This window comes from Paenibacillus sp. FSL R5-0887, assembly GCF_038002305.1.
Taxonomy (GTDB): Bacteria; Bacillota; Bacilli; order Paenibacillales; family Paenibacillaceae; genus Paenibacillus_AQ; species Paenibacillus_AQ odorifer.
The window spans coordinates 1,719,695-1,741,698 of record NZ_JBBOCE010000002.1 but is presented as its reverse complement, the minus strand read 5'-3'; the positions used below and the strand labels follow the sequence as shown (position 1 = coordinate 1,741,698).

Sequence of the window (22,004 nt, the reverse complement as noted above, 5' to 3'; positions counted from 1 at the left end):
GAGTGAGTAGAATGGCACAGCAAACCGTGCAAGTGCTGAACAACTATATTGACGGGCAGTGGGTTGAGGCGGCTGTGGAGAAGACAGAAACGGTATACAATCCAGCGTCTGGTGAGGAGATGGCAAGGGTTCCGCTGTCCAGCAGAGTCGATGTTGATCGGGCAGTGGCGGCGGCAAAGGCGGCTTTTGCAGGCTGGTCCAAGACACCGGTGCCGCGCAGAGCGCGGATCTTGTTCAAATATCAGCAGCTGCTGGTGGACCATTGGGATGAACTGGCGAAGACGATCACGCTGGAGAATGGAAAAAGCTTCAAAGAGGCCTACGGAGAGGTGCAGCGCGGCATTGAGTGTGTGGAATTTGCGGCAGGTGCGCCGACGCTGATGATGGGCCGGCAGTTGCCCGACATCGCGACAGGCATCGAGTCTGGGATGTATCGCTATCCCATCGGTGTAGTCGGCGGGATTACACCGTTTAATTTTCCGATGATGGTGCCTTGCTGGATGTTCCCGTTGGCCATCGCCTGTGGGAATACCTTTGTGCTGAAGCCCTCCGAACGCACACCGCTGCTGGCAGCGCGTTTGGTCGAATTGCTAGAGGAAGCCGGGCTTCCGAAAGGTGTGCTCAATCTGGTTAACGGTGCGCATGAGGTGGTAAACGGCCTGCTGGAGCATCCTGATGTGAAGGCGATTTCCTTCGTTGGCTCACAGCCAGTGGCCGAATATGTCTACAAGAAGGGAACGGCGTGTTTGAAGCGGGTTCAGGCGTTGGCAGGGGCGAAAAACCATTCTATTGTGTTGGCAGACGCGAACCTTGAGGCTTCAGCAACACAGATTGTCAACGCAGCCTTCGGCTCGGCGGGAGAGCGCTGTATGGCTTGCTCCGTGGTAACGGTGCAGGAAGAGGTTGCTGATGAGCTGATCTCCATCCTCCTGCGTGAATGTGAGCAGATGACCATCGGCAATGGTTTGGACGACGACACGTTTCTTGGGCCGGTTATCCGCCAAAGTCATAAAGACAAAACGGTCGCTTATATTGAACAAGGCATGGCCGAGGGCGCTAAGTTGCTAAGAGACGGCCGGGCGGATGCTGCGGTGCAGGGACAGGGTTATTTTATCGGCCCAACGTTGTTTGATGGAGTGACCCGGGAAATGAAAATCTGGCAGGAGGAAATTTTCGCGCCTGTCCTGGCAGTGATCCGTGTCAAGGATGTAGAAGAGGCGATTGAAATTGCCAATACCTCTCGTTTTGCCAACGGGGCTTGTATTTTTACGAATGACGGCGGGAAAGTGCGCTATTTCCGGGAAAATATCGAGTCAGGCATGTTGGGTGTCAATGTTGGAGTGCCAGCCCCGATGGCCTTTTTCCCTTTCTCCGGCTGGAAGGATTCCTTCTATGGCGATCTGCATGCGAATGGAAGCGACGGGGTTGAATTTTATACACGCAAAAAAGTCGTCACTGCCCGCTGGCAGTAACAAAAACGGCGAAAGGGAGGTTTCACGTGGATACGATTAGATTAACGACGGCGCAGGCGCTGGTGAAATTTCTGAACCAGCAATATGTGGACTTTGGCAATGGACCCGAGCGTTTTGTACACGGTATATTCACCGTTTTCGGCCATGGCAATGTACTTGGACTGGGGCAGGCACTTCAGGAAGCGCCGGGTGAGATGACGGTCTATCAGGGGAGGAATGAGCAAGGAATGGTGCATGCGGCGACTGCCTTTGCCAAGCAGAGCCGCAGACGGCGAATCATGGCCTGCACCGCTTCGGTAGGACCGGGTTCAGCTAATATGCTGACAGCCGCTGCCACTGCGACGGCGAATCAGATTCCCGTGCTGCTGCTCCCCGGCGATACCTTTGCCACCCGTCAACCGGATCCGGTACTTCAGCAAATGGAGCATACCTACAATCTGTCGATAACGGTCAACGATGCCTTCAAAGCGGTGAGCAAATATTGGGACCGGATTTATCGGCCAGAGCAGCTGATGACGGCATTGCTGAACGCGATGCGTGTGCTGACTGATCAGGCAGATACCGGAGCAGTTACGATTGCGCTGCCGCAGGATGTGCAAGGGGAGGCCTGGGACTATCCACTTGAGTTCTTCCGCAAGCGCATCCACCGGATCGTTTCCCGTACTCCGCATCCGGATGAGCTTGCTGCGGCAGCTGATCTTATTGCCAGCAAACAGCGACCTCTGCTGGTCTGTGGGGGTGGAGTCCGGTATGCGGATGCAGGAATGGAATTACGTGCGTTTGCGGAGAAATTCGCCATCCCATTCGGTGAGACGCAAGCTGGAAAAAGCGCCGTGGCAAGCGACTGTGCCTACAATCTCGGTGGCATAGGAGTTACCGGGAATGGCTGTGCCAATGCGCTGGCCACAGAAGCGGATCTGGTGATCGGTGTGGGTACCCGGTTTACGGACTTCACGACAGGTTCGAAGAGTTTGTTCGCCCATCCCGAGGTGGAGTTCCTGACAATTAACGCTTCCCTTTACCATGCCTCCAAGCTGGATGCGCTGGCTGTGGTCTGTGATGCTGCCGAAGGTCTTAGGGCGCTGTCTGCTACGTTGGAGAAGCGCGGTTACCGCACCGCTTATACAGATGAAATTGTAGTGGCAAAAAAGGCATGGGAAGTGGAAAGAAAGCGTCTATCTGACGTGGAGTATACGGTGAATCAGGAGGCAGATCGTCCAGATCGTTCTTCAGTTTCCTTCGTGCCGGAAGTTGCCGGACATCTTGACGAGAAGCTATCTGAATATGCGGCGAAGTTGAACACTTCGCTGGCGCAAACACAGGTACTCGGGATCCTCAATGAATATCTTCCGAAAGACGCCATTGTGATAGGAGCCGCAGGCAGCTTACCGGGCGACATGCAGCGGATGTGGAATTCCACTGTGCCGGATACTTACCATATGGAATATGGCTTTTCGTGTATGGGGTATGAAATCTCCGGTGCACTCGGTGTGAAATTGGCGGAGCCGGACCGGGAGGTATATGCATTGGTGGGCGATGGCAGCTATCAAATGCTGCATTCGGAACTAGTGACGAGCCTTCAGGAGAACAAGAAGATCAACGTCATTCTGTTGGATAACATGGGGTTCGGCTGTATCAACAACCTGCAGATGGAGCAAGGACTGGATAGCATGGCGACTGAATTCCGCTACCGGGGCCCGGAAGGTCAGCTGAGCGGCGAACTGATAGGCATAGATTATGCAGCAAGTGCCGCGGGATATGGAGTGAAGACCTTTCGTGCGTCAACGGCTGAGCAGCTGCGTGACGCTTTGAGGGAGGCTCAGCTGCAGGATCGTTCCACCCTAATTGACATTAAGGTGCTGCCCAAGACAATGACACATGGTTACGGAGCCTGGTGGAATGTTGGTGTTCCAGAAGTGTCCGGCAGTGAAGCCGTTCGGGCTGCCCACGAGCAGAAGCTTGAACAGCTTGGAAAGGCCCGCAGTTATTAGTATTAGTAATACTGTGAAACGGAAGGGGTAGAATCGAGGATGTTCAAAGAACATGCGGTCAAGCTGGCGATTGCTCCTATCGCTTGGACTAATGATGATATGCCTGAACTGGGAAAAGACAATACCTTTGAACAGTGCATTAGCGAAATGGCGCTTGCCGGGTTTCAGGGAAGCGAGGTGGGCAACAAGTATCCACGCTCTCCGGAACGGCTGCACCGGGCACTGGAGCTTCGTGGACTTGAGATTGCCAGCGCTTGGTTCAGCGCATATCTGACTGTGCGGCCATATGAGGAGACAGTGGAGGCTTTTTGCGCGCATCGTGATTTTTTATATGAGATGGGTGCGAAGGTGATTGTCGTCTCAGAGCAAGGGCGGAGTATTCAGGGACAAATGGATACGCCGCTATTTGCTAATAAACCTGTATTCACAGAAGCGGAGTGGGCCGCACTTGCCGATGGACTGGGTGGGCTTGGCCGGCTGGCTGCTGAAAAAGGTATGGCGCTTGTATACCATCATCATATGGGGACAGGGGTGCAGACTGGGGCCGAAATTGCTAAGCTAATGGAGCTCACGGAACCGGAAGAGGTGTCTCTGCTGTTCGATACCGGTCATCTAGCTTTTGCGGGTGAGAATCCCTTAGAGGTACTGCGCATCCATTTACCTCGGATTAAACATGTCCATTTGAAGGATATACGTCCGGAGGTTGTTCAGCGTGTGCTGCGGGATCAGCTCAGTTTTCTCCAGGCTGTAAAAACGGGCGCATTCACCGTACCTGGCGATGGATGTATATCCTTTGCGGAGATTTTCAGCGAATTGGCAAGTTACTCTTATACGGGATGGTTTGTAGTGGAAGCGGAGCAGGATCCGGCACTTGCCGATCCGCTGGAATATGCGATCAAGGCGCGCCGTTATATCAGAGATCTGAGTGGTTTATAGGCCGAGGAGGGCTACCACTTGGTGCTTGGCGGCTGCTCGGACAGATTTATATGCGGGGGTTCACGGCTATGGCTGTGCGCACCTCGCCTTTTTAATGAGCAGGTATAAAATACGAATGGCTTCGTTGGTCGGGTTCATGTTGTATGTGTTATAATGGCAGCAAATTAGGCGGAAGAGTTTCCATTTCCATGATGGTGCAGCCAAATATCTATGAATTACTCGTGCATTAACGGCTGAACCGTGGCCGGGTATCCTAACGGTTGTACAGAGGGGGTTATCTATTGTTCCGTTCCTGGTATCGCCGATTGCTGCTGTCCTACTTTCCTATTTTTTTGCTTACTGTGACGATACTGATATTTGCCTCTTTTGTATTTATTAATGATATTTCACGAATGGAAACTAAAAAAGCGGACCGTATCACCGCCAGTTATCTTATGGATAATGTGGACCGAACGATCAAGGAAGCTGAACTGTCAGTGCTGGAGGCTGCTGAACGCAGCGATGCTTATAAACGTTATTTTAACAATCAAGGCCAGATTGATATGGCGACCGTCTACGCTGTTGCCCAGAATCTACGCAACCTGACGCGTGAATCGCCCTACATTCAGTCCATCTATCTTTATGACAAGAGAAATGAAAGCGTTTTAACAGAAACTGGATTAAAGGACCTTTCAGGATTTGTAGACGAGGATTGGATTGGCCGCATCACCTCCGGCTCTTTATCGGAAGGCTGGCAGCCTGTTAGGGAATACAAAGATGAATTTCAGCGTACGTCTATACGTGTGCTTACCATAAATAAAGGTATGCCGCTGCCCTTCGGTTCGGAGGGAGTGCTCGTAATCAATCTCAAAATGAGCGGAATGGAACAGATCGTTGACGGTATGGTCAATGAACAGTTGTCCTTTCTGACCATCTTTGGCGCAGATGGACAGGTGGTCTATCAGGCGCATTCGGACAGTGAAGGTGCCAAGAATGGGAAGCAGTTGAACACTTTATATATGGAAAGGCTTGGCTGGACGTTTTCCAGCGGGATCAAAACGGGCAGTCTATTCAGCTGGGTGTCAGTGATTTCTTACCTTTGGGTAGCTATTGCCTTAGGTACGGTTGTGTGCGCGATTTTTTACCTGATCTATGTTACGCGGCGGAACTATAAGCCAATTCAGGTGATTATGAACCGGATTGAAGGTCATCAAATTCGCAAGCTGGACCAATCCAGCGACAGACCGGACGAAATGATGCTCATTGACGGGGTGCTGGAAGATCTAATCAACCATATGACGGATTATGATAAGAAAAGCAGAGAGAATTTGCTGTTACAGCGCAGCAAGCTTCTCAACGATCTCTTGCAAAGCGAGCGGTTGGACAATGTCGTTCAGCGGATGGAAGAGCTGTCGCCGCTCTCCGGAGCTCATTCCACAACCCGCTTTATGGTTGTGCTAAGCGAAATCAACCGCTACGACAAGGTTTTTCAAGATCGGTATACAAGGGGAGATCAGAACACGCTTAAATTTGCCCTGATGAATGTCTTTCAAGAATTGGCGCGGAGTGCGGAATTGCAAGCTTGGGCGGAGTGGATAGGGACTGACCGGGCGGCAATTCTCTTCCTGACCACAGGAAGTGATGAAGAGATGGCAGAGGAAATCCGTGTGTTCGCTGAGGACTGCCGCACCTGGGTGGAGCAGAATTTGCGCCTCTCCTTAAGTTTCGCTATCGGGCCAGTGGCGGCTGGGCCAGGGGAGATCCGGGATTCCTATGCGGCAGCGGAGAATGTGATGCAGCACAAGCTTTTAATGCACGAAGACATCGCTTTAACGGAATTTGGAGAAACGCGCCAGCCGCTTCTTGAGACATTCAAGTATCTACAAATGATTGCCGAGTTTGTTAAGCAGTTCCGGATGTCGAGCGGCCAATGGCGGGAACTGCTGGAAGGTGTTTTTGATGGTTTTAAACAGGATTATTTACAAGATGATGATATTCGCTCTCTAATTCAGGCCATGTTACAGATGCTGAGCCGGGAAGTGGCTGTCATGTCTGAGCAGCTGCAGGATGAGCTGTCAGCAGAAAATGCGGAGAAGCAGCTGAAGCGGCTGGAAGAGGCAGAATCCATAGATGAAATGAAGGGGATTTTGTTTGAGTATTTGACTGATTTATTCCGCACTTATGTTTCTGTCAGTGAAACTAAAAGCTACCGGGCGATGGTAACCGAGATGAAGAATTATATTGAAGAGAATTTTACAAATCCCGATCTTTCCCTAAAGCATTTGAGCGACCGGTTTCAGGTATCCGGCAAATATGCCAGCTATCTATTTAAAACAGAATTTAAAATGAAATTTGTTGATTTTCTTACAGAGCTACGCATGAAGGAAGCCGAAAAGCTTTTAGTGGAAACGGAATGTTCGCTGCAGGATATCGCACTTCAGGTGGGGTATGCGAATGCAATTACATTCGGCAGGGTATTCAAACGAGTATTAGGAATCACGCCGGGTGACTACCGTTCTTTAAAGCGCGGGCGCGGGACCTCCAGACTATAGGCTGCCGACTTTATTAATCCAATAGCACGTGAACAATAGTTTTTATAACCGCATCTGTGCACGCCAACCTCTATGATGAGGGCGCGAACACCGATGCGGTCTTTATTTTCACACTTTTGAAAGCGGTTTATTCTACGAAAATGGTTGTATGGATAAACCGGAAGTCCGATTTTGCTGGGATATGAGCATCCGAAAGAGGTTTATTGTCAGACTGCCGGAATTCATGAAATACTGTGGGCATCCAGAACAACAAGCGACCCAGTAGCACGGCAGTAAAAAGCATCACGTGATATGGATTCCGCTGGGGATGGATAGAGTTAAGGCTAGGGGATCATAAATACACCATTAAAGCCTGCAAGGGCGAAGGGGATGGAAAAATGACAGTGAACGTACATCAAGGAGTTCTGAAGAAAGCAATCGGGATCGGATTAACCGCAATAATGGGCGTTTCTCTGCTAGCAGGCTGTTCCAATGATTCTAAAAACAACACAGCATCCGAGGGTGCCCCAGCCGGCGAAAGTGCCAAGCGCGTTACATTAAAGGTGGAAGTGTTTGACCGCGGCAACAGCCCAGCCCCTCATACCATTACCAATAACTACTTAACTAAACTAGTGCAGGAAAAGTTCGGAGATCCGAATAACATTGATGTAGAATTTGTACCTATCCAGCGTTCTGAGGAAGTTACCAAGCTGAATGTTTTGATGGCGAGCAATACGGATGTGCCCGATATCGTATTTACGTATGATTCCAGTGTGTTTTATCGGTATGCCCAGCAAGGTGGCTTGACTGATGTCGGAGAAATTCTCGACGAATATGGCCCGAATCTGAAAAAGTTTATTGGCGAGGATACGCTGGCGTTCGGCCAGCTTGAAGGCCAGCAGTATGCGATCCCTGGTAAACGGGCGATCACAGGCCGTTATAGCTCCTACATCCGTCAGGATTGGTTAGATAAATTAGGATTGCCTGTGCCAACGACGACCGATGAGCTGTACACTACTTTGAAAGCGTTTAAAGAAAAGGATCCGGGCAATCTCGGCAGCAAAAACATCCCGATGGGCATGGCACTGGCACCAGCCCAATTCGAGACGTTGATTTTCTCTTTCATGAAGCCGATCAGCGGCGATCTGACCTACAGCCAACGTTATGAACTGCCGCTGCATGAGGGCTTTAAGGATGCCCTGCAATTTCTTAATAAGCTCTACAATGAAGGGATGATCAGTAAGGACTTCAGTCTGGACGAGGATAAAACACAGTTGGCCAAGGATATCCAGAACGGCAATGTAGGCTACTGGTCGGAGGATGTGGATGTCTTGTTCTATGCCGATGGTACCCTGGATAATCTCTACAAAAATGTAGAGGGAAGCAAGGTGCTGCCGGTAGACGTCTTAACCAACGCCAACGTTGATAACAAGCACATTAAATCCCGGTATGCCTCCAACGGCATGTACATCATGATTCCGAAGAGTAGTAAACGCGCCGTGGAAGCCGTTAAGTATCTTGATTGGATGGCTTCGGATAATAATCTGATTGATATCCAAAATGGCGTTGAAGGTGAAAACTACGACCTGGTAGACGGTATTCCAGTGGCCAAAACAGATGTTTCCCAGGAGTTCGCCGATCGTCTATTTAATGCTGGCGACATGGCCATTATCTCCAACGGCAAAAACATCGGTGATCAGGCCACTAATGAAAAAGCATGGGCGCTGGGCTTTCCGGAACGTAACCGGGAGATGCTGACTCAATCTATCGCTATCGCCAACGCTGACACGGTGGGGCCGCTCGTCTTCGGCAAGCCGATAGAAGCGGAATCGCAATATGGCACAACGCTCAAAGATAAGCTCAACGTAATTATTGTAAAGACGGCAATGGCCAAACCAGAGCAGTTTGAAGCGGTTTACGAGCAGGAAATGAAAGATTACATGACTTTGGGCGGAACCAAGCTGAAAGAGGAACTGGAGAAGTCGTTTAAGGAACTTTCGGCTCAATAAACAAATATATAGTGAAAACCGGGGGGAGATGGTGCTGCGCTCCACCCGGTTTTTCTCCTTAGGAGGAAAACGACTTGAGCAAAGCGACATACTTTAGACGGTATTGGCAATTGTACGCGCTGCTTTCGCTGCCTATTATTTATTTCCTGATCTTCCGCTATGGTCCGATGTATGGTGTGCAGATTGCTTTTAAGGATTTCAATTTGTTTCAGGGGATTGGAGGCAGCGAGTGGATTGGCTTTGATGCGTTCCGCGAGGTTTTTGGAATGAGAGAGTTCTACACCACCTTGCGCAATACCTTTATGCTGAATTTTCTGGATTTACTTGTCTCTTTTCCGGCTCCGATTATCCTGGCGATTATGCTGTTCGAAATTCGTTCGGTGTGGTTCAAGAAAATATCGCAGACGATTTTGTATATCCCCCACTTTATTTCCTGGGTGATCATCGGGGGGATCGTATATCAATTGTTCGGCAACCAGTCCGGTATGGTGAACGGTGTGCTGGAGAGCTTAGGCCTTACTCCCATCCCGTTTCTGACTGAAAAAAATCCGTGGCTGATCACTTATTTATTCACAGGCGTCTGGCAAAGTGCCGGTTGGGGGACTATCCTTTATCTGGCGGCGTTAACCGGTGTCAACCGAGAGCTGTTTGAAGCTGCTGAAGTGGATGGAGCGACAAGGCTGAAGAAAATCCGCTACATTACGCTTCCTAGCATAAAACCAACCATCGTGACGCTGCTTATCCTCAATCTGGGAAAGATGGTCAGCATCGGCTTTGACCGCCCTTACATTATCGGTAACACTGCTGTGCGTGAGTATTCTGATGTGCTCAGTACCTTTGTGTACCGGGTGGGTCTAGAATCCGGACAATATACGTTGGCTACTGTAGTCGGATTGTTCCAGGCCGTGGTGGGACTGGTGTTTATTTTTGGCTCCAACTATATTTCGAAAAAAGTGACCGGAGACGGTATTTTATGATAAAGAAAGAAGGAGGCGGAGTGCTATGAGTGAACGTACCTCAAACCGGATATTCGATATCGTCAATATAACGTTTGTTGCCTTGTTCGTTTTGTTCTGCTTGGCTCCGTTTTTGCATGTGATTGCCGTGTCGCTTAGTTCCAACCGGGCAATTACTTCTGGAGAAGTAACGATTTTCCCCATTGAATTGAACTGGAATGCATACATTAATGTTTTTTCCAATAATGCGATGATCCGCTCTCTTGTCTTTACGGTTATTCTGACGTTTGCCACAACGGTGCTGTGTATGCTTTTCACTGTCGCAGCAGCTTATCCGCTGACCAAAAGAAAATTGAAGGGCCGTAAATTTTTTATGTATCTGATCGTTATCACTATGTTTTTCAGCGGCGGTATTATTCCTGAATATTTGTTGATCCGTGATTTGCATTTGATTAATTCGGTCTGGTCGCTTATCCTGCCAGGTCTGGTCAGCCCCTTTAACCTGATTATCCTGATCTCCTTTTTCAATAACATCCCTGCCAGCCTGGAGGAATCGGCCGAAATCGATGGCAGTTCCCATCTTCGTACCCTGATGAGTATTATATTGCCGCTATCCATGCCGGTTATGGCCACATTGGCGCTTTTCTACGCAGTGGGAAGGTGGAACGGCTTTCAGGATTCTTTGATGTATATCAATAATCCGGATTTGTATCCGCTCCAGCTCAAGCTGTTCCAGATGGTGCAGAACAACATGGTATCCGAACTGACACAAATGGAAGGTGCCAACCGGACCCCACTGACACCAGAGAGCCTAAAAGCGGCCACCGTTATCTTTGCAACAGTACCGATCCTTGCCGTATATCCATGGCTGCAGAAATATTTTGTCAGCGGTGTAATGCTTGGTGCCGTAAAAGGTTGAACCGTAAGCTGTAACAAGGGAGGAGAACATAATTATGGAGGACAAAGGCATATTTTCGTTCTCAACTTGCTGGAACATTAAGCGTCATTCCATCGGCAGTGAAATGCTGCGGGAAATCCGCGATCTGGGCTTTCAGCGAGTGGAGCTGAACTATAATGTGACTAAGGAAATGCTGGAAACGATCGAGCCGATGCTTGAGCGGGGGGAGATGGGGATCTCCAGTGTCCACAACACCTTCCCGCATATGCAGGACTCCGATTATGGCACAGATTCCGTGCTGCTAGGTTTTGAGGATGAGGAGAAGCGGCAGCGGGCGATTGAGCTGCTGATTGGCTCGGCTAAGTACGCTCAGCGTTACGGAGGAGAGGCTGTTGTTGTGCATCCCGGTGAGGTACCCTTTCCAAATGATATCAGCAAAGAGCTGGAGCAGATTTATAACGGAGAGGGTAGAGATTCTAACGCTTATCGCAGCAAATGGGCGGAACTGATGGAGCGGCGGGAAGCCTATAGCGCCGGCTATGTGCAGAAAATTATTGAAAGCCTAGATGAAGTATGTAACCGGGCAGTTTCTGAGGGGCTAAACGTACGCTTTGGTATCGAAACACGTTCCAAACCGCAGCAGATTCCGACGCTTGCGGAAGCCAAAACGATTATTAAGGCGCTAAAAGGAGCGCCTGTGGGCATATGGTATGACACCGGGCATGCCATTATGATGGACCGTTTGGGTTTGTACGACAGTGTGGGGGAAATGGAAGGTCTGATGGATGATATTGTAGGTGTTCACATTCATGAGACCATCGGTCTGTCTGATCACTGGTGCCCTTATGTAAACAGCGGGAATATGGAATTCTATGATGCTTATCTGCCGATGATTGAACGGGCGCGGGTCAAGGTGTATGAGCTGAAGGCAGCTTGCCAGCCGGAAGAAATTGCTGAAAGTCATCGGCTGCTTATGGCCAAGTTGGCGCGTAGAGGGCAGGTCTGATGTTGAACGATGAAGACCGTAGGTTAGCTATGAAGTATGCTCCGCGCTTATTATTCGATCAGAACGAGCCATTTTTTCCGGTACGTCTCGGTATAACGGTGTTGCGGCAGGAGGGGGAGTCTCCTTCCTTCCGGCGCCGTCTAGCTGTGAACCATCCGGATGTGTTGACCGTTGTAGAATACGCGATTTATTACGATTATGATATTCAGCATTTATATGATCTGGAGCATGTGTGGGTTTATATCGGTAGAGACGGGGAAGTGGTGGATGCCGAAGCGAGCTTTCACGGGAAATTCCTTAAAGCGCTGCTGCGCGGGGGCAGCAATCTAAGCGGGACACGGGTAGATCTATATGTCCAACCCGGCAAGCATGCTCTTGCCCCGTTCCCTGAAGTCTTTGAGCTGTTACCGGGATTCGCATCCAGTACACAGGATAGAGCAGGTGCGGAGGGTCTGATTTATGGCGACTTTTTTCACGGCATTCTGGCGTCCGATGGAGAAACTGACCGTCTTGTCCACCGTTATCTGCAAACCTGCGGGTTCACGCCTTCCCTGTCCTATTCGTGCTGGGAATATGCGGACCGGGAGGAATTGTTCGTTTCTTGGAATCAACTGATCACGGAAATTCCTGACCGTATCCGACAAGAGCTGGCGCGGCTTCAGCTCCTGTTACCACCCAGACATTGAGCAGATTGTTAACAAGGAGGGAAGTATAATGTATAAGCAACTGGTAGCCAGTAATGATAGAGCGGCAGTGGAGGGATTATCCCGGCAGGTGCTTGATCCGACGAGCCGCTATTATGGAGGGACAATAGATCCGGGTACTGGCGTTGCCTGGGTTAATCATACGACCGGCACACCAACCGATATGTGTTATTGGGGAGCGGCTCTGGTTAACCCGGATTCCGCATTCTACCGTGATGAGCTGCTGCTGGCCCGCCTGCTGCTGGCGACGGAGTTCGTGCTGCGTGCACAACATGAGGATGGCTCGATCTCTCCGGGCTGGACGAACTATCATTCTCCCCCGGATACAGCCTTTGTCATCGTCGGCTATGCTCAGCTATACCAACTGTTGGCGTCGCAGGATTGGGCGCCACTGCAACAGGTGCTTGATAATATGCTCTTGTTTCTTAAGCGAACTATTCCCGTCATGCTTACAGGGGGCTGTCACACGCCGAACCACCGTTGGGTATTGTGTGCAGCACTGGGATTTCTGCATGAACTGTTCGGACTGGAGGAGGCTGTCCATCGGGCGGAACAGTGGTTGGCGGAAGGGATGGATATTACACCTGATGGAGAATGGACGGAGCGCAGCAACGGTATTTATAGTGCGGTCAGCGACATCATGCTGATTCATGCCGCTCGTCTGCTGGATCGGCCGCAGTTGCTGGAGCCAGTTCGTCTGAATTTACACATGATGGTCTATTTGGTGCATCCTAAGGGCGAAGTTGTGACCGATTATTCTGGGCGCCAGGATCTGGGGAGCTTTCACGACCTGTCTCCATATTATTTACCGTACGCTATTCTGGCCCGTTCCGATAAGGAGCCATTGTTTGCGGGGATGGCCGAATGGGCAGGCAGAGCACTGGAAAATCCGGGGGTCTGCTCTGTCAACGTACTTGTACGTATGCTGCTGGAGCCGGAGCTTCAGCAACCTTTTGAAGATTCGGCAGCTCTGCCTGTAAAATATGAGAAAATACTGAACGGCGATTTTCCGCGACACGGCTATCTGCAGGATATGGAGAAGTCCGGCCATCAAGGGCGAATTTACCACAGCCGGCTGCATACTGATTTCGGAGCACCGGTTGCGCGTTACAGGGACGGGAACACTAGCGTGACCTTAATCACAGAGACGCCGTCTTTTTTTGCACTCCGTCACGGTGCTGTCAGGCTGCTTGCAGTGCAGCTGGCTTCTTACTTTAATCCGGGATATGTCCCGATGCAGAAAATGATCAAACTACCTGACGGATACCACCTGTCAGGAGAACAAAAGAAGGGTTATTACGGTCCTGTAGAAGGTGAACTGCTTCCGCAAACATCTGGGGAGCCGGTAAGCCCTTGGTATCTGCTACCGCATCAGAGCCGCGCACTTACGCATGAACAGACATTCCGTGTGGAGACGGAGGTTCAACGCACGGACAGAGGGTGGACCCTCCGGTTGCATGCTGAGGAACCTACAGAGGTTATGACTCAGCTGTCTTTTATTTTTGGACGGGAAGGATGTTTCACATCGGGTGAATTGCAGGCTGTCGGAGAGGACCATTATCTCTGGAACGGCGGTAACCTCCGCTATAGTTGTGAAGAGGACTGGATTGAACTGACAGGGGGCGAGCTTGGCCATCTGGCGGCTACGGTGCGTGAGGCGAAGCTGCAGGATAACTGCAAGGCGGTGTTGGTCAATTTTATGACCCCGTTCGATAAGACGATTACGATCACTCTATCTCCTTCCATGATAAGAGAGTAACCTTTGCAACAATTTACAATTTAGCAGACGTTGACGTTACACCTCAGTCTTAGAATAATAAGCCTTATTAAAAAACCTTCCATTAGAAGCAAACCTGGAGTTATCAGGTCTAATGGGAGGTTTTGTTATGCATTTGCTAAGCATAGACTCACCAGATTTTAACCGTGCATAATGGTATAAGTAAGAAATCCGGGGACACCAGCAGTCAGTGATTCAGACATTCTCCGAAGCCGTGACTGTCAGCTTTTATAAAATTTCCTTTAGTTTGGTTTACATAGGCACTTTTTTCGGTGGTCAAGTGTTATAGAGATATAAAGGTTAAGGAGGTGCTTACATCGCCACAGGATTCGCTAGACTCGACAGAGTTGGAAGAGCTAATCGTTAGGATTCAAAAGGGAGATTCCGAGCAGTATGCTTTAATTGTCAGGTCATTCCAAAAGCCGATCTATCGATATTGCTATCGTTTGTTAGAAAACAAGCAGGATGCGGAGGACGCGGTTCAGGATATTTTGGTAAAGGGTTATCAATCTATCCGGCAATACAAATCGCAAATGCATTTCTCGGCATGGCTCTATCGTATCGCATATCATCATTGCTTAAATCTGCTGCGCAGGCGTCGTCTGCATAAGCAAGTCATGCGTATTTTTCGTCCGGAAGTACTGTCTGCAAGTCCTGAACAGGAGCTGGATGCTCGGTTGTACAGTCCTTCATTGTCTGCAGCTTTAGCGCGATTGTCGCTTGAGGAGAGAAACATGCTTATTCTGCGGGTATTTGAGGAACAAACTTATGCTGAGATAAGTGAGATTCTAGGGGTCAGTCCCAATGCGCTAACTAAAAGAATGAATCGGATCAAGCTAAAGGTTCAGGAAGCTATGAAGTCAGAGGAGGAGATCATATGGAAAGAAACAAAATCAGCAATGAATACCAAGATATAATTTATGCCTCGGCGGGCAATGAACTTTTGGATGAGGTAGATGTAGAAGAGAAGGTCATGGGGCGTATTACTGGCATAACAGGTCGAAAGCGATCGTTCTCGCTGAGGGTGATGAATAAAACAACAGCAGTGGCCAGTATGTTAACGCTGTTTCTGCTGATTTCTGTGACTGCGTATGCTGCGTCTGAATATATCCAAATCCGCAATAGTGAAGGAGTAGTGAAGGTCCAACATGTTGCGCCGACTGAATCTGCAGAAAATGCTTCTTATGATAAATATGCGCAGCAAGCAGAAGAGTTCGCTAAACCGGGTGAATTGATCGCTTATCTTGTGAAAAATAAAGCAGGTGCAGCAGGCTTGGCGACAGAATTGCAGTTTAAGTATAAAGAGCAGCGGATAGATGCGTATTCTGATTTTTTAAAAGAAATCAAAAGAACAGGGGCGCCAATGCTTCCCAAAACGGCAGCGGGGTACGCTTTTAAATATGGTGTAATCCATCCTAATTCTCCGACTACGGATACAGCTAAGCCAGGTTCTCTGTATAAGGAAACATTAAATGATCTTACCGCTCAGGCAAATAAGGACAAGGGGACCCGCAATTTGTTTATGAAGGCTATACCGTGGTCCGAGCCAGGGGCGCTAAGTGTAACTTATTCGAAGAACAATGCTTTTATAGGGATCTCAGCAACGCTCATGCATGGCGGCAAGGTTTTCGTGGAACAAACGCCTGAGAATCAAGTTAATAAGCTCACAGTTGCAGGGACAGAAGTTATCTATAACAAGGTAGTAAGGGAAGAAGTCAGCTATGATTATCTGAACTGGTATAACGAGAAGCAGGATGCGTATTATACACTCACCAGCTATGGAGATAAGATTTTGACCCAGGAGCAATTTTTACAGCTGGCTGAGGAGCTATTGAAGTAGAGTTTTGAAGTTTGAGGTTTGAAGTTAGTAGTTAGTAGGTGCATGCGCTAAGTTAGTTGTATTATGTGCAATTAAAGTTCACCAATAGCTGTATATAGGCCCTTTAGTTGTACTTGATGCAGCTATTACTGGTTAGATTAGTGGAAATAGACGTTTTTACGGATTTTAGTTGTAGAGAATGCAATTAGAGAAGAGGCTATGAGCGGATCAGAAATAAATAAGTGTATAAAATACAGTTAAATCGTATGCAGGGAAGGCAGCAATTGGATTCAGATATAAAAGAAGGTATCCCCAAAGCGAGAGCTGTAGGGATACCTTCTTAATATTCTTATATCTTCGAAAATTCGAAGAGCGTTAGCCTTCTAGCAGTAGTGCTTCCGGATCTTCCAGCAATTCCTTCACTTTGACCAGGAAGCTTACCGCTTCAGAGCCGTCAACGATCCGGTGATCATAGGAAAGGGCGATGTACATCATTGGACGGTTTACGGTTCTTTCTTCGTCCAGCGCGATCGGACGCAGTTGGATCTTATGCATCCCTAGAATACCCACCTGTGGTGTATTCAGAATCGGTGTCGATAACAAGGAGCCGAATACGCCACCGTTGGTGATGGTGAATGTTCCGCCTTGCAGCTCGGAGAGGCTGAGCGTATTGGCACGTGCTTTGGAAGCGAGCTCGCCAATCTGGCGCTCGATTTCCGGGAAGCTGAGCCGATCCGCATCACGGACTACGGGAACTACAAGTCCTTCTTTCGCTGCAACAGCAATACCGATGTCGTAGAATTTCTTAACGACCAGATCTTCACCGTCGATTTCGGCGTTTAGCAGTGGATAGGTTTTAAGCGCACCGATCACGGCTTTGGTGAAGAAGGACATGAAGCCTAGTCCAACTTCATGTTTCTCTTTAAATGCATCCTTGCGGCGCTTGCGGATGTCGAGGATCGCTGTCATGTCCACCTCGTTGAAGGTGGTAAGCATAGCCGCGGTCTGCTGCGCTTCGACCAAGCGGCTGGCAATCGTGAGCCGTCTGCGCGACATGCGCTTGCGCTCCACGTTTTTGCCCTCGTCCGGCGTGGCTTTGCCCGCTGCCGGCTTCGCTGGTTCCGGCTTGCCTTGCGGCGCCGGAGCTACCGGTGCAGCGGCCTGCGGCGCTGCTGCACCATGACCGGACACATCGGCCTGACCAATCCGGCCGATAGGATCACGGGCGCTAACCTCGCCGAGGTCGATGCCGCGCTCCCGTGCCAGCTTGCGTGCGCCCGGCGATGCCAATGCAGCATGGCTGTCGCCACCTGCTGCAGGCACTTCGGGCGCAGCTACAGGCGCGGCGGCTTCTACTGCGTTGCCGCCTGCCGGAGCCGCTTTAGGCGCTTCGGCTTCGCTTTCAGCACCCCGCGGCGTACTGCCGCTTGCGGCTCCAATGATGCCGATGGCTTCGCCAACGGCTACGTTCTCGCCCGCTTGACGCAGGATGGTGGAGATGACACCCTCCACCTCTGCACTAATTTCCAGATTGACTTTATCCGTTTCCAGCTCAGCAAGCACGTCGCCTTGACCTACCGTGTCGCCTTCTTTAACCAGCCATTTGTAGATGGTTCCTTCGGATATGGATTCTCCCAGATCGGGTACTAAGATTTCTGACACAGGCCGTTTCCTCCCCAAACATAATGGTTTACGCTATTGTGATACCGCCCTCTTAAGAGGACGGTACAGCCGCTTGTACGTTCGAATTTGATTTTAGGGCTTCTGTTACAATTCTACGCTGTTCGAAGCTATGAACATCTGCATAACCACTGGCCGGGCTGGAACGTTCCGGACGGCCGATATATCTTACGCCGGCATTTTTCGGTGCGATGGCGCGTAACCGAGGCTCACTATAGCTCCAGCCGCCCATATTTTTCGGCTCTTCTTGCACCCAGACAATTTCCTGAAGGGAGCTGAAGGAGTTTAAATGTTCGCTTAGCTCCTGTTCCGGGAACGGATAAAGCTGCTCTAGGCGAAGAACATGCAGCCATGACCAATCCTTATCCGGTGCTGCTTCCAGTTCTGTTTGGATGTCGATAGCGACTTTACCGCTGCAGACTACGAGCCGTTTAACTTCATTTGGTTTCTGGCCAAGCAAAGATTCAGCTAATACAGGCTTGAATTGTCCTGAAGCCAGCTCGGTTCCGGCAGAAGTGCTGCGCGTATTCCGAATGAGACTTTTCGGCGTCATAATGACTAGCGGTCTAGCATCTTCCTGCCCGCATAACGCTGCTTGGCGCCGCAGCAGATGGAAATATTGCGAAGCGGTAGTCAGGTTAGCGACCGTCCAGTTCTCCTCAGCGGATAGCTGTAAGAACCGTTCCAGCCTACCGCTGGAGTGCTCAGGTCCCTGTCCTTCGTAGCCATGCGGCAGCATGATGACGAGATTGCTGCGCTGTGTCCATTTGGCGCGTCCAGCGGCAATGAACTGGTCAAAAATAACCTGACCCGCATTGGCGAAATCACCATACTGTGCTTCCCAGATTACGAAGGTTTCCGGTGCAAACACATTATAACCATATTCAAAGCCTAATACTGATGCCTCTGACAATGGACTGTTGTATACGCCAAAGGAGGCACGGGAATCGCTTAGCTGATGCAGCGGAGAGAATAAATCTCCTGTTTTACTGTCGTGCAGCACCAGATGGCGATGTGCGAAGGTTCCGCGCTGGGCATCTTGACCGCTCAGTCGGATGGGCGTTCCATTTTTCAGAATGGTAGCGAAGGCTAATGTTTCAGCTAGTGCCCAGTCGACCTTTTCACCCTCATTCAGTGCATCTTTACGACGTTGTAAAATGCGCTCCAGCTTCGGATAAACCTGGAATCCAGCAGGAACCGTCAACAGTTCACGATTGATCTCCTGCAGGCTGGAGATGGATACCGCTGTAGTGTTTGCCGCTGCGCGGTCCGTTTGTAGAGGAATGAAGGCTTTGGGTTCTTTTTTCTTATGATTGCCTTCCTTCATAGTATCGTACGCACGCTGCAATACGCTTTCTGCTTCAGCATTCATCTTTTGTACGTCTTCGGCGGTAAGAACCTTTTCGTTTTTCAGTCTCTCTGCATAAACCTTGTAGACGGTTGGATGATTGCGAACCTTACCGTAGACAATAGGTTGTGTGGTTTCAGGATCATCCATTTCGTTGTGACCATGACGGCGGTAGCCGATGAGATCAATTACGAAATCTTTTTTGAATTGATGGCGGTATGCGCTAGCTAAACGTACAGCTGCTACGCAGGCCTCTGGGTCATCAGCGTTGACATGGACTATTGGGATTTCATACCCTTTGGCGATGTCACTCGCATAATGCGTAGAACGGGAATCTTCACTTTCAGTCGTAAAACCAATTCGGTTATTAACAATGATATGGATCGTCCCACCATTTTGATAACCTTGAAGTTTGCCGATATTAAGCGTTTCTGCAACAATTCCTTCACCTGGAAAAGCAGCATCGCCATGCATCAGCACCGCCATAGCTTTACTGGTATCAATCTTCGGCAGTCCTGCAGTGCTCCGATCTTCTTGTGCGGCACGAGTGAAACCTTCCACGACAGGATTGACGAATTCCAAGTGACTTGGGTTATTCGCTAGTGTTATTCTTGTGCGTACGGTTTCTCCTTCACGGACAGCACGGTCTGCACCGAGATGGTATTTCACATCACCTGTCCAACCATAGTTAATGCCTGTGGAGCCTTCGGAAGGGAAAAGCTCCTTGTTCGGAGAATGATGAAACTCTGAAAATATGATATCATAAGGTTTGCCCAAAATATGTGCAAGAACGTTGAGGCGGCCGCGATGCGCCATGCCCATCAAAATATGCTCCGCACCGTCATGTGCAGCAGCACGTACGATTTCATCTAACATCGGCACAAGAGCATCATTGCCTTCAAGACTGAAACGCTTCTGACCTACAAAAGTCTTGTGGAGGAAGGTTTCAAATTGCTCTACCTGAATCAGGCGGTTCAGGAGCTCTTTGCGTTCTGTATTATTTAGGGGTGCTGGTGAGCTGGTGGATTCTGCCTGTCTATTTAGCCATTGCAGTTCTTTTTCTTCATGCACATGCCCGAATTCATAGGCGATAGTCTTGGTGTATGCCTGACGCATACGTTGCACGGCATCCCATCCGGTATGCACATCATTCGGCGCATTTTCCCATATAAGCGTGGCAGGCAGTGCGATCAGGTCTTCGCGGGTCAGCCCATAGGTTTCAAGCTCAAGATATTTTGCCATGGGATTCTGATCGCGTACCAGCGGATCAATTTCAGCGGCCATATGGCCATATATACGAATATTGGCGATTAGCTTGGAAGCTCTTACTGCTTTTCTAAGCCATTCGGTGTCTCCCGAGATGCGCGGCTGAGGAGCCGGTTCGCTATCCGGAGTTAGGGGAGGAGGTCCCGAATTTGTAAAAAGCTCGCGATAATTATTTTCTACGGTGGAGGGATCTTTCACAAACTGTTCATATCTTTCTTGAATGTAGCCTAAATTGGGTCCGTAATACTTACTCCAAATGGATTCGTTATAGGGCTCTTTGGCTGCCATGAATACATCCTCCTTAACGGATGAACTCCATACGTGACATTTTGTGTCAACGCTTACTGGAGCTGTGATGATTGCGGTTTCATTTCTCATCTTATTGTGCTACTTTCGGCCACTGTAATCAATTCATTCTTTCGTCCAATACGTTCGCAAAATGGTATGGGTTAGCTTGTTCTAATGAAAAGAAGGGTGTTTCTTCTCATTACCCATTCTAAAGGCCTATTAAAATGATTCTATTATCCTTATTTTTAACTATTAGGTCAGTAAATATTTATTTTGCTAGTACAATTTATTTTATGTAACGGACGAGTATCGTGATAATCGGACAAGATCTTTGAAAAAAAATCTTTTATTTTTCGTTTTTAAAATAGAAAGTAACCAGGAATCGACACACTTTTCCGCTTTCTTTTTGTATAATGTTATTGCAGATAGTAATTTTATAGTTTTTTAAGTAGATCCTTTCGTGAAAAGGGTCCAGTAAAAGGTAAACTTGCCGAAAGGCAGGGGCACAAAGTCGCGGGTCTAAGGTAGAGATACTATGACAGCCGGATTGCCTGGGGACGTAAAATCTTAGGGGGAGATTTTTTGGAAAAGTCCAACCAGGGTAGCAACAGAGAACAGCAGTTTATTGATCTGGATCAAGAGTGGGTACATTTATTATTAGCAGCTAAGAAGGCTGGCATTAAGGCAGATGAAATCCGCCAGTTCTTTCATGAGAAAACTGTGCAGATCGTGCAGTAATACATTAGAGGGGTTACATATCGAAAAAGGGCACAGCGGTTCTTCGCTGTGTCCTTTTTCGATATGATTTAGTAGAAGAGAGGATCGTACCAGATTAGTAGGAAGTATTAATCCTTTTGATCGAGCTTCCATTTCTGATAGTCCAGAAATTCTTTGAATTCGCGTTTGCTAATGCCTGAGTCCATAGCTTCCTGCACCAATCGGAACCATTCCGAATCTAAATGTGATTCCTCTGCATCATTGGGTTCTCCATAGAGTAGGGCATGAATGGATACCTGAAGCGCGTCAGCGATTTTTTCGATAAACTGGATGGATGGATTGGATTGGATGTTTCTCTCCACGTTGCTAAGATACGACTTAGCCACATCTGCTCTGTCCGCAAGCTCAGATAGGGAGAAACCCTTGTCTAGGCGGAGCTGCTGGATACGTTGGCCCATATTCTGTGGCACTATGCTGACGCCCCTCCGTAATTTTTGTTATTAGTATAGCAAATATCAATAAATCGGACAAAGTTTATTGTAAAGAGAAGAGCAGCAATCTGCTTATCCGTGGCCGGATTCAGGATCTGCTGCTCTTCGAGTATTTTATTAAATTACTTTATTGATC

General features: G+C 49.0%; 16 protein-coding genes and 1 riboswitch. Of the genes, 13 read left to right on the top strand and 3 right to left on the bottom strand.

Annotated elements, in window-relative coordinates; all coding sequences use genetic code 11:
- Positions 1–11 precede the first annotated feature (11 nt).
- The 12 genes from MKY14_RS25585 (at position 12) to MKY14_RS25530 (ending at position 16,099) form a co-directional block, all read left to right on the top strand.
- The gene (locus MKY14_RS25585; protein ID WP_076306530.1) at positions 12–1,472 is read left to right on the top strand and encodes a CoA-acylating methylmalonate-semialdehyde dehydrogenase; all 1,461 of its coding nucleotides are present in this window, start codon (positions 12–14) and stop codon (positions 1,470–1,472) included.
- Between the two features lie 26 nt (positions 1,473–1,498).
- Entirely contained in the window at positions 1,499–3,463 is a 1,965-nt protein-coding gene (gene iolD / locus MKY14_RS25580) for a 3D-(3,5/4)-trihydroxycyclohexane-1,2-dione acylhydrolase (decyclizing) (RefSeq protein WP_340977640.1), read from the top strand.
- A 39-nt stretch (positions 3,464–3,502) separates the two neighbouring features.
- The gene (gene iolE, locus MKY14_RS25575; protein WP_076307985.1) at positions 3,503–4,399 is read left to right on the top strand and encodes a myo-inosose-2 dehydratase; all 897 of its coding nucleotides are present in this window, start codon (positions 3,503–3,505) and stop codon (positions 4,397–4,399) included.
- 281 nt (positions 4,400–4,680) lie between these two features.
- Positions 4,681–6,930, top strand: a complete 2,250-nt coding sequence (locus MKY14_RS25570) for a helix-turn-helix domain-containing protein (protein ID WP_076306527.1) — start codon at positions 4,681–4,683, stop codon at positions 6,928–6,930.
- Positions 6,931–7,307: 377 nt separating this feature from the next.
- The gene (locus MKY14_RS25565) at positions 7,308–8,918 is read left to right on the top strand and encodes an extracellular solute-binding protein (protein WP_076124659.1); all 1,611 of its coding nucleotides are present in this window, start codon (positions 7,308–7,310) and stop codon (positions 8,916–8,918) included.
- A gap of 74 nt (positions 8,919–8,992) precedes the next feature.
- On the top strand, positions 8,993–9,895 hold the full coding sequence (locus MKY14_RS25560; RefSeq protein WP_038568353.1) for an ABC transporter permease: 903 nt from the start codon (positions 8,993–8,995) through the stop codon (positions 9,893–9,895).
- 25 nt (positions 9,896–9,920) lie between these two features.
- Complete coding sequence (locus MKY14_RS25555; RefSeq protein ID WP_038568356.1) at positions 9,921–10,793, top strand: carbohydrate ABC transporter permease; 873 nt, start codon at positions 9,921–9,923, stop codon at positions 10,791–10,793.
- Positions 10,794–10,827: 34 nt separating this feature from the next.
- Positions 10,828–11,778, top strand: a complete 951-nt coding sequence (locus MKY14_RS25550; protein WP_340977638.1) for a sugar phosphate isomerase/epimerase family protein — start codon at positions 10,828–10,830, stop codon at positions 11,776–11,778.
- Positions 11,778–12,464, top strand: coding sequence for a hypothetical protein (locus MKY14_RS25545; protein ID WP_340977637.1), 687 nt, complete (start codon positions 11,778–11,780; stop codon positions 12,462–12,464). The genes MKY14_RS25550 and MKY14_RS25545 overlap by 1 nt, the downstream gene beginning before the upstream one ends.
- Before the next feature lie 28 nt (positions 12,465–12,492).
- On the top strand, positions 12,493–14,241 hold the full coding sequence (locus MKY14_RS25540; protein ID WP_340977636.1) for a hypothetical protein: 1,749 nt from the start codon (positions 12,493–12,495) through the stop codon (positions 14,239–14,241).
- A 326-nt stretch (positions 14,242–14,567) separates the two neighbouring features.
- Positions 14,568–15,176 carry an RNA polymerase sigma factor gene (locus MKY14_RS25535; protein ID WP_340977635.1) on the top strand — a complete coding sequence of 203 codons (609 nt, stop codon included), beginning with the start codon at positions 14,568–14,570 and terminating at the stop codon, positions 15,174–15,176.
- Positions 15,137–16,099, top strand: a complete 963-nt coding sequence (locus MKY14_RS25530) for a hypothetical protein (RefSeq protein ID WP_340977634.1) — start codon at positions 15,137–15,139, stop codon at positions 16,097–16,099. Before MKY14_RS25535 ends, MKY14_RS25530 begins: the two co-directional genes overlap by 40 nt.
- A gap of 354 nt (positions 16,100–16,453) precedes the next feature.
- Here the strand turns inward: MKY14_RS25530 and odhB are convergent, their stop codons facing one another.
- Together odhB and MKY14_RS25520 are read right to left on the bottom strand one after the other, a co-directional pair.
- Entirely contained in the window at positions 16,454–17,740 is a 1,287-nt protein-coding gene (odhB, locus tag MKY14_RS25525) for a 2-oxoglutarate dehydrogenase complex dihydrolipoyllysine-residue succinyltransferase (RefSeq protein WP_340977633.1), read from the bottom strand.
- A 52-nt stretch (positions 17,741–17,792) separates the two neighbouring features.
- A complete protein-coding gene (locus tag MKY14_RS25520; protein ID WP_076302313.1) occupies positions 17,793–20,660 on the bottom strand; it encodes a 2-oxoglutarate dehydrogenase E1 component in 2,868 nt (955 codons plus the stop codon).
- Positions 20,661–21,130: 470 nt separating this feature from the next.
- Positions 21,131–21,215: riboswitch (cyclic di-GMP riboswitch) on the top strand.
- A 27-nt stretch (positions 21,216–21,242) separates the two neighbouring features.
- On the opposite strand from MKY14_RS25520, the gene MKY14_RS25515 reads away from it, so the two are divergent.
- Entirely contained in the window at positions 21,243–21,398 is a 156-nt protein-coding gene (locus tag MKY14_RS25515) for an anti-repressor SinI family protein (protein ID WP_232061118.1), read from the top strand.
- 107 nt (positions 21,399–21,505) lie between these two features.
- Here the strand turns inward: MKY14_RS25515 and MKY14_RS25510 are convergent, their stop codons facing one another.
- The gene (locus MKY14_RS25510) at positions 21,506–21,835 is read right to left on the bottom strand and encodes a helix-turn-helix domain-containing protein (RefSeq protein WP_036682795.1); all 330 of its coding nucleotides are present in this window, start codon (positions 21,833–21,835) and stop codon (positions 21,506–21,508) included.
- Positions 21,836–22,004 lie beyond the last annotated feature (169 nt).

Coding starts and splice junctions, on each gene's coding strand:
- MKY14_RS25540 (WP_340977636.1), top strand. CDS start 12,493: ATGTATAAGCAACTGGTAGCCAGTAATGATAGAGCGGCAGTGGAGGGA.
- MKY14_RS25565 (WP_076124659.1), top strand. CDS start 7,308: ATGACAGTGAACGTACATCAAGGAGTTCTGAAGAAAGCAATCGGGATC.
- MKY14_RS25530 (WP_340977634.1), top strand. CDS start 15,137: ATGGAAAGAAACAAAATCAGCAATGAATACCAAGATATAATTTATGCC.
- MKY14_RS25550 (WP_340977638.1), top strand. CDS start 10,828: ATGGAGGACAAAGGCATATTTTCGTTCTCAACTTGCTGGAACATTAAG.
- MKY14_RS25585 (WP_076306530.1), top strand. CDS start 12: ATGGCACAGCAAACCGTGCAAGTGCTGAACAACTATATTGACGGGCAG.
- iolE (WP_076307985.1), top strand. CDS start 3,503: ATGTTCAAAGAACATGCGGTCAAGCTGGCGATTGCTCCTATCGCTTGG.
- MKY14_RS25510 (WP_036682795.1), bottom strand. CDS start 21,835: ATGGGCCAACGTATCCAGCAGCTCCGCCTAGACAAGGGTTTCTCCCTA.
- MKY14_RS25520 (WP_076302313.1), bottom strand. CDS start 20,660: ATGGCAGCCAAAGAGCCCTATAACGAATCCATTTGGAGTAAGTATTAC.
- MKY14_RS25545 (WP_340977637.1), top strand. CDS start 11,778: ATGTTGAACGATGAAGACCGTAGGTTAGCTATGAAGTATGCTCCGCGC.
- MKY14_RS25555 (WP_038568356.1), top strand. CDS start 9,921: ATGAGTGAACGTACCTCAAACCGGATATTCGATATCGTCAATATAACG.